This is a genomic window from Paraburkholderia gardini (assembly GCF_907164545.1).
Lineage (GTDB): Bacteria > Pseudomonadota > Gammaproteobacteria > Burkholderiales > Burkholderiaceae > Paraburkholderia > Paraburkholderia gardini.
This window is the reverse complement of sequence record NZ_CAJQZB010000019.1, coordinates 67,292-82,100: the sequence shown is the minus strand read 5'-3', so window position 1 is coordinate 82,100 and position 14,809 is coordinate 67,292. Positions and strand designations below refer to the sequence as shown.

At 64.8% G+C, this 14,809-nt stretch carries 17 protein-coding genes; 5 read left to right on the top strand and 12 right to left on the bottom strand.

The annotated features are described in order from the left end of the window. Positions 1–2 precede the first annotated feature (2 nt). On the bottom strand, positions 3–857 hold the full coding sequence (locus tag LPA37_RS14975) for a shikimate dehydrogenase (RefSeq protein ID WP_228980834.1): 855 nt from the start codon (positions 855–857) through the stop codon (positions 3–5). A gap of 280 nt (positions 858–1,137) precedes the next feature. Between LPA37_RS14975 and LPA37_RS14970 the strand changes: the two genes are divergently transcribed. From LPA37_RS14970 to LPA37_RS14960, 3 genes are all read left to right on the top strand, one after another. Further along, positions 1,138–3,057 (top strand): bifunctional sugar phosphate isomerase/epimerase/4-hydroxyphenylpyruvate dioxygenase family protein, encoded by a 1,920-nt coding sequence (locus LPA37_RS14970; RefSeq protein WP_228980837.1) that lies wholly within the window; start codon positions 1,138–1,140, stop codon positions 3,055–3,057. 198 nt (positions 3,058–3,255) lie between these two features. Next, positions 3,256–3,585, top strand: coding sequence for a hypothetical protein (locus LPA37_RS14965; RefSeq protein WP_228980839.1), 330 nt, complete (start codon positions 3,256–3,258; stop codon positions 3,583–3,585). Between the two features lie 187 nt (positions 3,586–3,772). Continuing rightward, entirely contained in the window at positions 3,773–4,036 is a 264-nt protein-coding gene (locus LPA37_RS14960) for a hypothetical protein (protein WP_228980842.1), read from the top strand. Positions 4,037–4,129: 93 nt separating this feature from the next. On the opposite strand, the gene LPA37_RS14955 is transcribed toward LPA37_RS14960, so the two are convergent. The 6 genes from LPA37_RS14955 to LPA37_RS14930 form a co-directional block, all read right to left on the bottom strand. Continuing rightward, the gene (locus LPA37_RS14955) at positions 4,130–4,465 is read right to left on the bottom strand and encodes a hypothetical protein (protein WP_228980844.1); all 336 of its coding nucleotides are present in this window, start codon (positions 4,463–4,465) and stop codon (positions 4,130–4,132) included. A 10-nt stretch (positions 4,466–4,475) separates the two neighbouring features. Beyond that, on the bottom strand, positions 4,476–5,243 hold the full coding sequence (locus LPA37_RS14950; RefSeq protein WP_228980847.1) for an AraC family transcriptional regulator: 768 nt from the start codon (positions 5,241–5,243) through the stop codon (positions 4,476–4,478). 127 nt (positions 5,244–5,370) lie between these two features. Beyond that, positions 5,371–6,669 (bottom strand): FAD-dependent oxidoreductase, encoded by a 1,299-nt coding sequence (locus LPA37_RS14945; RefSeq protein WP_228980850.1) that lies wholly within the window; start codon positions 6,667–6,669, stop codon positions 5,371–5,373. Further along, positions 6,666–6,932: a 2Fe-2S iron-sulfur cluster-binding protein gene (locus tag LPA37_RS14940; RefSeq protein WP_228980853.1), complete on the bottom strand. Its 267-nt coding sequence runs from the start codon at positions 6,930–6,932 to the stop codon at positions 6,666–6,668. Before LPA37_RS14940 ends, LPA37_RS14945 begins: the two co-directional genes overlap by 4 nt. Beyond that, positions 6,925–8,052 carry an NAD(P)/FAD-dependent oxidoreductase gene (locus tag LPA37_RS14935; RefSeq protein WP_228980996.1) on the bottom strand — a complete coding sequence of 376 codons (1,128 nt, stop codon included), beginning with the start codon at positions 8,050–8,052 and terminating at the stop codon, positions 6,925–6,927. The genes LPA37_RS14940 and LPA37_RS14935 overlap by 8 nt, the downstream gene beginning before the upstream one ends. Then, the gene (locus LPA37_RS14930; protein WP_228980856.1) at positions 8,049–8,996 is read right to left on the bottom strand and encodes a 4-hydroxyproline epimerase; all 948 of its coding nucleotides are present in this window, start codon (positions 8,994–8,996) and stop codon (positions 8,049–8,051) included. Before LPA37_RS14930 ends, LPA37_RS14935 begins: the two co-directional genes overlap by 4 nt. A 243-nt stretch (positions 8,997–9,239) precedes the next feature. Between LPA37_RS14930 and LPA37_RS14925 the strand changes: the two genes are divergently transcribed. Then, the gene (locus tag LPA37_RS14925) at positions 9,240–10,145 is read left to right on the top strand and encodes a dihydrodipicolinate synthase family protein (RefSeq protein ID WP_228980859.1); all 906 of its coding nucleotides are present in this window, start codon (positions 9,240–9,242) and stop codon (positions 10,143–10,145) included. Positions 10,146–10,225: 80 nt separating this feature from the next. Here LPA37_RS14925 and LPA37_RS14920 read toward each other — a convergent pair whose 3' ends face one another. Beyond that, on the bottom strand, positions 10,226–10,942 hold the full coding sequence (locus LPA37_RS14920; RefSeq protein WP_228980861.1) for a response regulator transcription factor: 717 nt from the start codon (positions 10,940–10,942) through the stop codon (positions 10,226–10,228). Positions 10,943–11,147: 205 nt separating this feature from the next. On the opposite strand from LPA37_RS14920, the gene LPA37_RS14915 reads away from it, so the two are divergent. After that, positions 11,148–12,605, top strand: coding sequence for an MFS transporter (locus LPA37_RS14915; protein WP_407672530.1), 1,458 nt, complete (start codon positions 11,148–11,150; stop codon positions 12,603–12,605). Between the two features lie 121 nt (positions 12,606–12,726). Here the strand turns inward: LPA37_RS14915 and LPA37_RS14910 are convergent, their stop codons facing one another. The 4 genes from LPA37_RS14910 to LPA37_RS14895 all read right to left on the bottom strand — a co-directional run bounded on the left by LPA37_RS14910 (position 12,727) and on the right by LPA37_RS14895 (position 14,783). Then, positions 12,727–12,999 carry a hypothetical protein gene (locus LPA37_RS14910; protein WP_228980868.1) on the bottom strand — a complete coding sequence of 91 codons (273 nt, stop codon included), beginning with the start codon at positions 12,997–12,999 and terminating at the stop codon, positions 12,727–12,729. 111 nt (positions 13,000–13,110) lie between these two features. Next, positions 13,111–13,542: a DoxX family protein gene (locus LPA37_RS14905; protein ID WP_228980871.1), complete on the bottom strand. Its 432-nt coding sequence runs from the start codon at positions 13,540–13,542 to the stop codon at positions 13,111–13,113. Between the two features lie 153 nt (positions 13,543–13,695). Beyond that, positions 13,696–14,211 (bottom strand): RbsD/FucU family protein, encoded by a 516-nt coding sequence (locus tag LPA37_RS14900; RefSeq protein WP_228980874.1) that lies wholly within the window; start codon positions 14,209–14,211, stop codon positions 13,696–13,698. A gap of 203 nt (positions 14,212–14,414) precedes the next feature. Continuing rightward, entirely contained in the window at positions 14,415–14,783 is a 369-nt protein-coding gene (locus LPA37_RS14895; RefSeq protein ID WP_228980878.1) for a nuclear transport factor 2 family protein, read from the bottom strand. Between the last annotated feature and the right edge of the window lie 26 nt (positions 14,784–14,809).

Genomic DNA, 14,809 nt, shown 5'->3' with positions numbered 1-14,809 from the left:
GGTCATTTCAGCAACGACTCAAAGTGCGTGAACATGCGCCCGGCGTCGGGTTCGAGCCCGGTAAAGAGCCGGAACGCATCGACGGCCTGATAAACCGCCATGCCGCCGCCGCTCAGCGTGCGGCATCCGGCGGCCTCGGCGGCCTGCAGAAGCGCCGTGCGGATCGGAAAATAGACGACGTCGGCGACCCACATGCCCGCGCGCAACAACTCCGCGGGCAACGGCATGCCAGGTAGCTTCGCCATGCCGACCGGCGTTGCGTGAATCAGGCCAGTCGCGCCCGCCATGACGTCCGGCAGCGAGCCGCCCGCGTTCACACGGGCCTTGGGAAAGCGCGTTTGCAGATCGGCGGCGAGCGCGGTGGCCCGCGCCGGTTCGACATCGAACACCGTGAACGCGCGCGCACCCATTGTCAGCGCGGCATGCGCAACAGCCGCGCCCGCGCCACCCGCGCCCAGTTGCACCACGTCATCCAGCGAAACGTCCGGCAGACCACGTTTGAACGCGCGCGCAAAGCCGGACCAGTCGGTGTTATGCCCGATGCGCCGGCCGTCCTTCAGCAGCACGGTGTTCACTGCGCCGAGCGCGCGCGCGTCGTCGGACAGTTCGTCGAGCAGCGCAATGACGTGCTGCTTGCACGGATACGTAATATTCAGCCCGTTGTAACCCATCCGCTCAGCGGCAGTGAGGAGGTCCGGCAACGCGGACACGTCGAGCTTCAACGCCGCCAGATCGATCCGGCGATAGACGTAGTTCAGGCCAAGCTGACTCGCCTCCCGCTCATGCATGGCCGGGCTCAGCGAACCGTCAATGCCTGAACCGATCAGGCCCACGAGATGCGATGTCTGCACGTTCATTTCCACTCCTCTGCCCTCGTCCGGGCCCGGTGGCCCTGTGTTGCGTGCCTGCAGCCCGCCTGTAGCGGTCGCTGGCGTGCGCGCGGGTTTTTACGAATTTGTACGATCTAGTTAGTTTGTTTATAGTGTAGCGCAAGTTATCCGGCCGGTGTGCGTCGTTGTATTCCCCAGGTATGTAGTTGACGGGTACACCCCGGTGTCATGACACTGCGATTTGCCGGCCGTGCCGCCGTGTCATTCGCCCGTTCCATTTTTCACCTCAGTCAGGCAGGAGTCGCACATGAAGCGTTCGATCGCCACCGTGTCCATCAGCGGGACGCTTGTCGAGAAACTGACGGCCATCCAGGCGGCCGGTTTCGACGGCATCGAGATCTTCGAAAACGATCTGCTGTATTTCGACGGCTCGCCTGCCGACGTGCGGCGCATCGCAAGCGATCTGGGTCTGGAAATCGTCCTGTTCCAGCCGTTTCGCGATTTCGAAGGGGTGAGCGCCGAGCGTCTCGCGCGCAATCTCGACCGGGTGAAACGCAAGTTCGATCTGATGCACGAACTGGGTACGGACCGGATTCTCGTCTGCAGCAATGTGTCGCCGGAGACGATCGGCGACGACGCCCTGATCGTCGACCAGCTCGGCGCGCTTGCGCGCGCGGCGCAGGAAGCCGGCGTGATCGCGGGTTACGAGGCGCTCGCATGGGGACGACACGTGAATTCGTACCGCCACGCATGGCGGCTCGTCGACGCAGTCGATCATCCGAATCTCGGGCTCGTGCTCGACAGCTTCCACACGCTGTCGATCGACGATCCGGTCGGCGAAATCGCGGCCATTCCGGGCGAGCGCATCGCGTTCGTGCAGATCGCGGACGCGCCGAAGCTCGCCATGGACGTGCTCGAATGGAGCCGTCACTACCGCTGCTTTCCGGGTCAGGGCGATTTCGATCTGGCCGCCTTCACGGCGCGCGTGATCGAGACCGGCTACGACGGCCCACTGTCGCTCGAAATCTTCAACGACGGCTTTCGCGCGGCCCCGACGGCCATTACCGCCGTCGACGGCTACCGCTCGCTGCTCTTCCTCGAAGAAGAAACGCGCGCGGTGCTGGAGCGCGAAGGCAAGCCGGTCGAAGAGACCGGACATCTGTACGAATCACCGCCGGCGCCCGTTCACGTCGGCTTCCAGTTCCTCGAATTCGCCGTCGACGACACCGCACGCAATCAGCTCATCGACTGGCTGACGCGGCTGCGTTTCCGGCGCACCGGCCAGCATCGCTCGAAGGACGTCGCGCTGTACCAGCACGGCGCCGCGTCGATCGTGCTGAACGCCGAGGCCGATTCGTTCGCGAGTGCGTTTTTCAACCAGCACGGGCTTTCGCTGTGCGCGTCGGCGTTTCGCGTCGACGATGCAAAGCTCGCGTTCCAGCGCGCCGCCGGCTTCCGGTACGCGCCGTTCTCCGGCCGCGTCGGGCCGAACGAACGCGTGTTGCCGGCGGTGCAGGGACCGGATGGCAGTCTCAACTATTTCGTCGACGAAGCCCCCGACGAGCCGACGCTTTTCGAAGCCGATTTCGTGCTCACCGACGTGAACGGCCCCGGCGACGCAGGGGCGCTGACTGGAATCGATCACGTGTGCCTGTCGCTGCCGGCCGATTCGCTGAACGCGTGGGTGCTGTTCTTCAAGACCGCGTTCGGCTTTCAGGCGGAAGCCGACTGGCTCGTTCCCGATCCGTATGGTCTCGTGCGCAGCCGCGCGGTGCGCAGTCGGGACGGCTCGGTGCGCATCGCGCTCAATGCTTCGATGGACCGGCATACGGCGGTCTCAGAATCGCTGTCGATGTATCGCGGGTCGGGCCTGAACCACGTCGCGTTCGGCACCGCCGACATCTTCAGCACCCTCCCCGGGTTCATCGCGAACGGCCTGCCGCTGCTGCGCATCCCGCGCAACTATTACGACGACCTTGCCGCGCGTTACGGCCTCGCCGACGATCTGCTCGAAGCGTTACGGACGCACAACATCCTGTATGACCGCGACGAGCGCGGCGGCGAATTCTTTCACGCGTATACGGAACAGTTCGACCACCGGTTCTTCCTCGAAATCGTCGAGCGGCGCGGCGGCTACGACGGCTACGGCGCGGCAAATGCGGCCGTCAGGCTCGCCGCGCAGGCGCAGCAGAAGAAGAAGCCGGCCCGCCCTTCTGGCCCTGCCTGAGAAACCGTTTAAGCCCTTTGAGCACGGCGTCCGGACGGCCGCGGCCTGGCCGCCCGGAGGCTGCCCAGGCCGGGCCCGATATAATGACGGTTAATCCGCACCCTCGCGCCTGCCGGTGTTCACGCTGAAATACGGCCTGACGGCGCCATCCTGGCGTCACGAACACAGCCCGCGCGGACTGAAAAGGCCAGGAGAGTTATGAAGAAAATTGTCGCAACCCTGTCGATCCCTCTTTTTCTCGCTGCCTGCGCGCAGTTCCAGAACCCCGATGCCGGCGATCCGGTCGCCGATCAACCGACACAACGCTCCGTGAGCGACGTGGTCAATTGCCTGACCGAACAGGCCCGGAAACATAACGCCCAGTTCAAGACGACGTCGATTCCGCAAGGCTCGATGCTCGACTTCGGCGATTCGAACATCGTGAAGGTGCGCGCCGACAATGGCGCAACGCAATACCGCTTCTACGCGGGCGAGCGCCACGTGGACAACCTGTGGCTCGAAAGCGCCACCAGAACCTGCGCGCCCTGATCTACCACGTATCGCATACCCGCGCCTCATGCGCGGCGACGGATACCGGTAGCAAGGTCGGCGGCTACGTGTAAGCGCGGGTAATGCGGGCCGGGTCACATCGACGGATGCAGCGCGGGCCCTTAATAATCGTTTAAGAATCGCTCCGTAGGATTCGCCGGACACCAACGTAGACAAGGTGCGCCCAATGAACGAACAAAACACGAATCCTGGCGTAGCTCCCGCTAGCCCAAAGCGGCCGACGATATTGCGCCGGCTGCTGAGCCATCACGAGCTCGCCACATTGCTGCTCCTGCTGCACTCGCCGGTCGATGCAATGGCCAAGCCCGAAATTCCCGGATTGCAGGAAGCTGGCCTCGTCGAGCAGGTTGCATCCGCGGACACGAGTACGCCGCGTTTCCGTTTGACGCCGGAAGGCAACGCGATTCTGCGAGGCCTGGGTGTCAAATAAGCGCCCGTAAGCGCCTGTACGCGCGAGAAAACCACAGGCACGGTTTCAAACGCTGAGGGTCTACGTTGGCGCCTTCAGGTGCAGACAGGACCATCAGGCCTGCCATACCGCGTACCCTGCCTCACGCAGTCCGATTCCAAGCTCCACTTCCATGTCAACCGCGCCGTCGTACGGCATCGGGTTGTACACCTCATACAGATGCGGCAGCAGCCGCAGACCATAGTCGCGCACGTAGCGGTTCGACTGGATGCCGGCCTTGTGCCGGTCGAAGCGCAAGTCCGGGTCGAGCCCGGTCATCCCGACATAGACGCACGGTTTATCGAAACGGTAATCCGGATTCGCGCGGCGAAAGCGCGCTTCATTCCACACGGTTTCTTCGAGTTCGACGACGTACACATAGTAATGATGTGTCTTCTTCAGGCGCGCCATGTGCCCTGCTTCAGCCGCGCGCGCTGTCGTTTAGCAGCATCCGGTATTCAGTCGGCGTGATGCCGACCGTCGCCTTGAACTGCCGCGTGAACGCGCTGTGATCGGTGTAACCGCAGAGCGCGGCGACATCGGTGACCTTGTCGGTGGTGACGAGCAGCGCGGTCGCGGCGTCGAGGCGCGTTTTCAGCAGCACCTGACGCGGCGTCAGATGAAAGACCTTGTGAAAATACCGTTCGAGCTGGGCCACCGACATGTCCGCCATCTCCGCCAGTTGCTTGAGGTTGAGCGGCTGCACGTAGTTGTCCTGGATGTACTGCACGGTGGCCGCCAGCTTGCTGTACGCGGGATGACTACTCTCGTCGGCCCTGAGATCGCGCGAGATGCCCGCGAGACCCACGACGTGGCCTTGCGGATCGTGCAGCGGCTGCTTGCACGTCAGGCACCAGCCGGGTTGCCGCCCGGGGTACAGATGCAGTTCGAGCTGGTCGAGCATCTGGTTGCCGATGTGGATGATCGCCTTGTCCTGCTCGGTATAGATGCGGCCGAAGCGCCGTGGAAACACGTCTTCGGCGGTTCTGCCCAGCAGCGCGGCCTTCTCCTTGAAACCGCAACGCGAAGCGAGCGTGCGGTTCACGAGGACGTAGCGCGCCTCCGTATCCTTGATGAAGAAGACGACGTCCGGCATCGCGTCGAATACCGGCTCCAGCAGCGTGAAATGCGAAAGCATGCCGGCCAGTGTCGCGGCGGCCGGCTCGAGCGTTGCAGCCAGCGTGTTCATCGTAGGGGTCCCGTGAGGTCGATAACGGTGCGGCAGGTCGAGTCGGCTCGATTATAGGGCCGCACGGTGCATGGAAAAAATCGGTGAAAGCAGCGGATCGACGCTTCGGCGCAGCGGCGTTTCAACTTTAGCGGGCGGATTCGCTGTCGTGTCTATCATCGCTGGCGGCGATCAGCGTCGCGATCCGCGCGGGACTGAACGGCGGACGAGGCTGGGACTGGGCGGCATCCCAGCCGAAGAAGGTCTGCGCGGCCGCGCCGCAGATGCGCCCCTGACACGCGCCCATGCCGCAGCGCGTATGCAGCTTCGCGTCGCGCCAGCTGGCGTGCGCGCGGACTTCGCCCACCGTGACGTCTTCGCAGCGGCACAGCAGCGTATCGCCGGACGGCGGGACGCGCGCCCGGTCGGTTAGCGTGAAGGCGTCTTCGACGCACCGGGCGAAGCGTCGCCAGCGATCACGTTGTGCGAGCAACGAAACAGCCTCCTGCGTGGCGACCCCTGCAGAGGTGAAGCCCGCGATCCGCCCTTCGATACGCGCCAGTTCCATACCGCCGATTCCCGTGCATTCGCCCGCTGCCAGCACCCCATCGACCGAAGTGCGTTGCGCGTCGTCGACGGCAATCGCGCCCGTTGCATCGAGCACGCAGCCGAGCGACTGTGCGAGCGTCACGTTTGGCACGAGACCGTAACCGCACGCGATGCGCTCGCACCCCAGCGTCTCTTCCTTCGATCCCCGCCGGATCACGACGGCCTCGACGCGGCCGTGACCTTGCGCTTCCTTCACCACGCTGTTCGTCCAGTAGCGCAACCCCGCGAAGCCGCGCGTGAGTTGCGCGGCCTGCAGCAGTTTCGACGGTGTTCGCACAAGCGCCACGCCAAACCGCGCGACCGCGGCGGCCGACGCCTGCTCGATCACCGCGACGACATGCGCGCCCGCTTCGCGCGCGCTGGCAAGCGCCGCGATCAGGAGCGGCCCGCTGCCCGCGATCACGACCCGTTCGCCGCGCACGGGCGTGCCGCCCTTGATCAACGCCTGCAACGCGCCCGCGCCGGTCACGCCGGGGAGCGTCCAGCCCGCGAACGGCAGGAAGCGCTCGCGCGCGCCGGTCGCGAGGATCAACTGGTCGTAATGCAACGTGACGCCGTCTTCCACGCCCGATTCGATCAATAGTCCACGTTCAGGTAACGGCGCGACGACACGCGTCGAAGGCCAGAGGCTGACGTTGGCATGACCTTTCAGCGCGGCAAGTACATCTCCCAGCAATGCGCCTGGCGCATGCGCCGGGCCCTGCCGCCAGACCTGGCCACCGGGGCGCGGATTGTCGTCGAGCACGGCGACGCGTGCACCCTGCCGCGCGGCCGTGCGCGCCGCGTCCAGTCCCGCCGGACCGGCGCCCACGACCACGACGTCGTAGTGCGCTGTCATCGCGGCCCCGTCGTTTCGATGATCTGGCCTTCGCGGCACAGGGTCTGGCAGGCGAGCACATGCGCGCGGCCATCGACCGTCACGCGACACTCCTGGCAAACACCCATTCCACAAAGCGGCGCACGCGGCTGGCCGCTTACCGAGGTGCGCGAACAGCGCGCGCCCGCAATCGCGAGCGCGGCCGCGACTGTCGCGCCTTCGGCAATCGCAATCGTGTCGCCATTCACCGTGACCCGAACCAGCGTGGCGTTGGCTTCACGCATGATGCTTTTCCTCGCTGAAGCGGGCGGGCAAATACGGCTCAACCGGAATCGGCGCCGCACTCTGCGTGATTTGCGCGGCCAGGAGCTTCGCGGTCGCGAGCGAAGTCGTCACGCCAAGACCTTCGTGTCCAAGCGCGAGCCACACGCCGGGCGCCATGTCGCCGGCTGGGCCGATCAGCGGCAAGCCGTCCGGCGACGCCGCGCGAAATCCGGTCCACGCACGAATGCCGTTCAGCGCCGGCAACGCGGGCAGATATTGCGCCGCGCGCCGCAACATCTGCCCGAGGACAGGCATTTCGACAGCCGGATCGATCGAATCGAACTGGCGCGATGAGCCGATCAGAAGTTGCCCCGTCGGACGCGGCTGCGCGTTGAACGCCACCGACGTGCCGCTCGCGTGATGCGCGCTCTTGATGTAACCGAGTTCGAGCAGCTGATGCCGGATCACGCCGGGGTATCGATCGGTGATCAGGAGATGGCCCTTCTTCGGCTGCAACGGCACCGACGGCACGAGGCGGTGCGCCGCGATCCCGTTCGCGACGATCACATGCGCCGCGCCGATCCGCTCGCCGCTGCGTAACGTCACATGCCGCGCGTCGACGTTTGCCACTTCGGTGCTGAGCCGCACGTTGATGTTCGCCGCGGACGGCGATTGCGTGAGCAACCATTCCGCAACGGTCGGCGCGTACACAACGCTGTCGTGTTCAATGCGCAAGCCGCCTGTCATCGATGGCGCGAGCGCCGGTTCGCATGCATGCAGCGCCTGCGCGTCCAGCATTTGCGCCGCGACGCCCTGCGCCGCGAACGCGTCGTGCATCGCGCGGGCGGCGGCCAGTTCCTCATCGTCGGCGGCGACCCATAGCGTGCCGCAGCGCGCGAACGTGTCGCGCGTGCGAAGCCGCGGCGCGAGGTCGAGCCACAGGTCGCGCGAATACCGGCTCAGCGCGAATTCCGCCGGCGTGTCGTTCATCACGACAATGTGACCCATGCCGGCAGCCGTCGCGCCGCCACCGATGCCGCCCGCGTCGATCACGTCGACGCGCATGCCGCGCGCCGCCAGCTCCGCCGCGCACGCAGCGCCGACAATGCCCGCGCCGACGATCAACGCATCCGCCGTCATTGCGTCCGGATGCCCCACGCGAACGGATCGCGATCATCGAAGCACAGCTTGCCCTCGGCCATGATGTGCGCGTGACCGGTAATCGTCGGGATGACCGTATCGCTGGCATCGCCCGCGCGCCAGCTCGCCTCGAACACGCTGCCGATGATGCTTTCCTGGCGCCACACCGCGCCTTCGGCGAGCTTGCCGTCCGCCGCCAGACACGCGACTTTCGCGCTCGTGCCCGTGCCGCACGGCGAGCGGTCGTAGGCGTTGCCCGGACACAGCACGAAGCTGCGGCTGTCGTTGCCCGGCTGCGCAGGCGGTCCGAAAAGTTCGACGTGGTCGATCAACGCGCCGTCGGCGCCGGTGATGTTCTGCGCGATCAGCGCGTCGCGTATCGCCGAGGTGAACGTCGTGAGTTCCACGATGCTGGCCGGCACCAGCGTGCGCCCATGACCCGCGACGAGGAAAAACCAGTTACCGCCCCAGGCGACGTCGCCCGTCAGCGGACCGTAACCGGGCACGTCGACCGTCACGGCACTGCGATGCCGGCGCGCGGGCACGTTGCGCACGGAAACGCTGCCGTCGTCATTGAGCGTCGCGTCGACGACGCCCACCGGCGTTTCGATGCGATGCTGACCGGGCCCGATGCGTCCCATATGCGCAAGCGACACGACGAGCCCGATCGTGCCGTGCCCGCACATGCCCAGATAGCCGACATTGTTGAAGAAGATGACGCCCGCCGCGTTTTCGGGGTCGTCCGGTTCGCACAGCAGCGCGCCGACCACGACATCCGATCCGCGCGGCTCGGTGACGATGCCCGCGCGCCAGTCGTCGAAGCGCGTGCGCAGCACGTCGAAACGCTCCGCGAGCGTACCGCTGCCAATATCCGGGCCACCCGACACGACGAGACGGGTCGGCTCACCGCCCGTGTGCGAGTCAATCACATTGAGGGTTTTCATGTCGCCATGGTAGAAACGAAGCCCCCGCGAGTCTTGGCATGATTCGACGCACACAATGACGATTTCAGCATAGCGCACGGATCTGCGCGTTGTCGCATCGCGGGCGCCGCCCTGTGCCAGCGCGCGGCGGGCCGACGCGTGCTCGCCCTGTGCTGAAATCGTCATCCGGTACGCGGGAATCGCGCAAGACCCCGGCATTTTCGGCGATTAGACTTGGCTCAGATCATCATCAGGAGAGCCGCCATGGCACATATCTGGGAAGGCGTATTGCCCGCAGTCACCACCAAATTCAACGCGGATTTCAGCATAGACCGCGCGTGGACGAAGAAAAATATCGAAGCGCAGATCGATGCCGGCGTCGACGGCATCATCGTGTGCGGCTCGCTCGGCGAAGCGTCGACGCTCTCGCTCGATGAAAAGCTCGACGTGCTCGACATTGCCGTCGATGCGTCCCGCGGACGCGTGCCGGTGCTGCTGACCATCGCCGAAAACAGCACGCTCGACGGCTGCCGTCAGGCCGAAGCCGGTACGAAGCGCGGTGCGGCGGGTTATATGGTGCTGCCAGGCCTGCGTTATCTGTCGGACCGGCGCGAGACGTTGAACCACTTCCGGATGATCGCGAACGCGAGCGCGTTGCCGCTGATGGTCTACAACAACCCGCTCGCATACGGCGTCGACATGACGCCCGACATGTTCGCGGAAATCGCCGACGAAAAGAAAATCGTCGCGATCAAGGAATCGAGCGGCGACGTGCGGCGTGTGACAGACCTGATCAACGCGGTCGGCGATCGCTTCGCGATTCTGTGTGGCGTCGACAATCTGGCGATGGAAGCGGTTCTGATGGGCGCGCATGGCTGGGTCGCGGGCCTCGTGTGCGCGTTCCCGCATGAGACGGTCGCGATTTACAGGCTGATCAAGGCGGGCCGTACCGAGGAAGCGCGCGCCATCTACCGCTGGTTCGCGCCGCTGCTCGCGCTGGATGTGTCGGCGAAACTCGTGCAGAACATCAAGCTCGCCGAGACTATCGTCGGGCTCGGAACGGAGCCGGTCCGGCCGCCACGCCTTCCGCTTGTGGGCGACGAGCGCAAATCCGTCGAAGCCTTGATCCGCCGTTCGATCGAGACGCGCCCGACACTGCCTTCGCTTTGAGTGTGTTTCGCACGGCGAAGGCCGTGCGGTGAAGCACGCGTGGCGACGCTCGCGTGCGTCATGATTCGAGGGTATTGCGCTCAAGCAGCCTTTTGCTGGTCCGCTTCGCCCGGGCGCAGATAGAGCAGCCGGTAACCGCTTTTGTACACCGGCTGCAGGCGGAAATCGTTTTGCGGATCGATCGCGAGCAGCACGCGCAGGCGGGACACGTGGCTGTCGATCGTGCGGGTGAACTCGCGGAACTCGCGCCCCCACACCATCGCGAAGATGTGATCGCGCGACAGTACGCGGCCGATGTTGGAAAAGAACAGCGACGCGAGCCGGTACTGCGTCCCCGACAGATGAATCGGGTCGCCGCGCAACGTCACCAGCTGGCGACGCGTATCGAAATGGTACGGTCCACAGTCGAAGCGCGCCGCGCCGTGCCGCTCCGGATACGCACGGCGCAGCAGCGCACGAACGCGCGCGCGGAATTCGAAGGGACGTACCGGCAACGTTATATAGTCGTCCGCGCCGAACGACAGGGCGCGCACCATGCTTTCCTCCGAGCCATCGGTCGAGGCGAACATCACCGGCAACTGCTCGCCGCCCACCGAGCGCACCGATTTCAGAATGTCGGCACCCGACAGACGCGATCCATGCCAGTCGAGCACCAGCATGTCGACGCTCGAACGCGCCAGCGCCTTTGAAAAACTCATGCCGTCCTGATACGTCAGGCACGTATGCCCTGCCTCAGTGATGATCCTTTCGATGATCTTGGAGTGAACCGGGTCGCGCTGGAGGATGGCAATACGCATGAGAGAACTCTTAACAGGTGGATTCGCCCGCGATTCTGTTGGCGTGCTCTCCCCCAGCCCATAAGAACAGTCCGAATTTCGACACGCACGCAGCAATGCCAGACGGCGCACGCGCGCGACGCGGCGCCTGCGTTTTCGCATGATGAACGGTAGCGCATCCATACTTCACGGCAGCACGAAACATCGCGACACGAGAAGGTCTACGATGTTTCGTATGAACTCGCCCAACACAACTTTCACTCCCACACTCGCGCGCATCGTCGCAACGGTCAGCGTGGGCTTCGTCGTCACGCAGCTCGACGTGACCATCGTCAATATCGCGCTCGCGAAACTGGGCGCCGACCTGCACACAAGCGTATCGGGCCTGCAATGGATCGTCGATGCGTACACGCTCGCCTTCGCGGTGACGATGCTGTCGTTCGGCGTGCTCGGCGACCGCTTCGGCGCACGTCGTCTGTACGCGTCCGGCATGATGCTGTTCGCGCTCGCCTCGCTTGCCTGCGGACTGTCGGTGAACGGCGCGATGCTGGTCGCCGCGCGCACCGCGCAGGGCATCGGCGCGGCGGCGATGCTGCCCAATTCGCTTGCGTTGCTCAACACGGCATGCGGGCACGACTCCAAACTTCGGGCGCGTGCCGTGGGATTGTGGACGGCTGCCGGCGCCATCGCGATCGCCGCCGGCCCGGTCCTCGGTGGCGCGCTGATCGCCGCGTTCGGATGGCGCAGCATTTTCCTCGTGAACCTGCCGATCTGTGCGGGCGGACTTCTTGCGACCTTCGCGTGGATTCCGCACGGCGACACTGAATCGAAGACATCCAGCCAGAACGCGCCAAGGCCACACAGTATCGATCTGCCGGGGCAACTCCTCGCTGTCGTCATGCTGACCGCGCTCACCGGCGCCGTGATCGAATGGCGGCCGCTCGGTCTTGCCCATCCGCTGGTAGCGGGCGGACTGGCGCTTGCGCTCGTCGCCGGGGTTGCGTTCGTGGCTATCGAAAGTCGCATTCGCGAGCCGATGCTGCCGCTGTCGCTGTTTCGCATCCGCACGTTCAGCGCCGCCGTACTGTTCGGCAGCTGCGTGAATCTGACGTACTACGGGATGGTGTTCGTGCTGAGCCTGTATTTGCAGCGCGTTCGCGGCGATACCCCGTTGCAGGCCGGCCTCGCGTTTCTGCCGCTGACAGCCGGCTTTCTCGTCTCGAACGTGGCGAGCGGCTGGGTGGTGGGCCGCTACGGCGTGCGCCTGCCGATGATCGCGGGCGCGTGTGTCGGCGCGCTCGGCTACGGCCTTTTGCATTTTGTCGGCGCGTCGACGCCGCTCATCGCGATACTCCTGCCGTTTCTGCTGATTCCTTCCGGCATGGGACTCGCGGTTCCTGCGATGACCACAGCCATTCTCGCTTCGGTCGAACCGCGACGCGCGGCGACGGCATCCGCCGTGCTCAACACCGTGCGCCAGGCAAGCGGTGCAATAGGCGTGGCGGCGTTCGGCGCACTTGCGAGCGGTGCGCGGGCCGCGAACATCGTCGATGGATTGCAGGCGTCGGCGGCCATCTGCACCGCGCTGCTGCTCGCGGGTGCGGCGCTCGGGTGTCTCGTGCATCCCGAACCGCACGCGCGCGAACCAGACCGCCTGAATCTTGCGGCCGACGGCGAATCGTGACTTCCAGGAACCGCCAAAAGCACAACCCCCACGATGCGTGAGCAGCGTGGGGGTTGTCATCGCGCGAACCGCTTGATGTAGCCCGTTGTAGCGCCTCGCGAAATCTCCTGTCAGTCAGGCGTCAAAGCGAGGCTTCCTGGATTTCGCCGGTATCGAGTGCGCGTTCGACAAGCCCTTCTTCCTGCACCTTGCGGATTGCGTTTTCAAGGAGTTTTGCCGGGTCCTCGATTTCCGCCTTGAGCGCGCCGAGAAAACCGGACGCGTCGAATATGACCAGCGTTTTCGCCGAACCGGCATCGCTGATGATCACGCGATGCGGCGTCGGTCCTTCGCCGAGGCTCGCGCAAAGCTGAAATACCTTGCCGCCGACGGTCTGACTGAAACTTTGAATCATTGTCCGCTCCCTGCATGAATATGCCTGAAACCATCCTCGCACAGCCAGTGAATTTCCGCTGGCGCCCGCGTGCCGCATCCACCAGGGGACCGGCACAACCGGACCAGCAAGTTACAGACCCAGCCCGCGATGCGGCGCACGCGCGCCGTCGATGCTGATACGCCCGGCGCCCGTCACGAACAGCAGCAGGAAACCGCCGGCAATTCCGATGTTCTTCCAGAAATGAATCATCATGTCGTGCTGGAGCGCGGCATCGGTGATATTCCAGAAATCGTGGCCTGTGATCGCCGTCGCGACGGTGTACAGCGCCATGATGATGCCAAGCGGACGGATCTTGAAACCGAGGACGAGAAAGAGGCCACCGAGCGTTTCGACGGCAACCGCGATCGGCGCCGCGATCTGCACGAACGGCACGCCCTTCGACTGAAGGTATCCGACGAAACCTGCGTAACCGGTCAGCTTCATGACGCCCGACCACAGAAACAGCACAGCGAGGGCGATACGTGCGATGAAGATTACGCCGGAATCGACGGGACGCATCATGAGAGGGCTCCTGGGAAGAATAGGCAGAAGACCGGGCGAAAGCGCGACAGTTCCCGGACGTTGATCGTCAGAATATGTGTATTGGCGCCGTTTTCCAAGCGAAAAGACGTGTGTTGACGTTACGTCCGCGCCGCGAACCTGGCGCGGTGCATTTCATCGGGAGGCGCTCGCCAGGGGGACTTCCTCCGGGGCGCCCCCCAAGGGGACTTCCTTCGGGGCGTCCGGTGCGAGGAGTACGCCCTTCTTGAAGACGAAGCAGCCGTAGCCTCGCGCTTCGCCCGTCACGATCACACAATACGCGTTGCGCGCACGTTCGTAGAACGCAAACCGGTCGAGCGAGGCAAGCGGTACGTCGCGGCCTTCGGCGGCATTGATTTCGGCCTGCACTTCGCGCTGCACGACAGGAATCGTGTCCGGCTCGCCCACCACTTCCATGCGCAGCGCGGGATCGTCGACGAATGTATCGAGTGGCATCACGGAAAGTACCGCGCGAACCGCGCGCGCCGAATCGACACCGTCGAGACGCAGCAACGTGCCGCGTACCGTTGAGCGCGCAACCGAGTCGGACGGGAAATTCGCATCGCAGACGACCAGTTCATCGCCATGCCCCATCGCGCGCAGCGCATGCAGAATGTCAGCGTTCAACAGTGGGTCCAGGTTCTTCAGCACGTCCTCTCCTTCGGTTCAGTTAGCACGGTGGGCGCCTTCGCACGCGGTCCGGCCGGCTGCGAAGGCGCGCGGCCTCGCGCCGTGCACGCCGGCGCCCGGTCCCGCATGGTAACGATACCCGACAGATCGTGCCGGCGCGCACATATTGAACATGTGGCTGTCACGCGCTTGTCCGGACCCGGACTCCACGCCGACGCCGGCCGTTACACGCCGCCCGGCACCTGGTCCAGGAAACCGGTGACGGTGCAGAGCCGCCCGCCCGTCTCGACGACGCCAAAATCCGAACCCTTCACGATCGGCGTGCCATCGGGCGTTTCGAGCCGCCACGAGAAGCGCACGTTGTTCGCGAAGCCGTCGACGTCGGACGCGCGACGAAACGTGTGCCCCGGAAAACGCTCGTGCACCGTGCGAATCATCGCATCGATGCCATCGTGGCCGTTACCGGCGAGCAGCGGGTCGACGTAGGCGCAGTCGTCGGTCCACGTCGCGGCGATCAGCTCGCGGCGACGCGCGGCGTCGGTTTCGTTCCAGGCGTCGAAGTACTGGTCGATCAGTTGAGTATGTGGGCTCATGTCAGACTCCTTCAGCGGGTTTACAG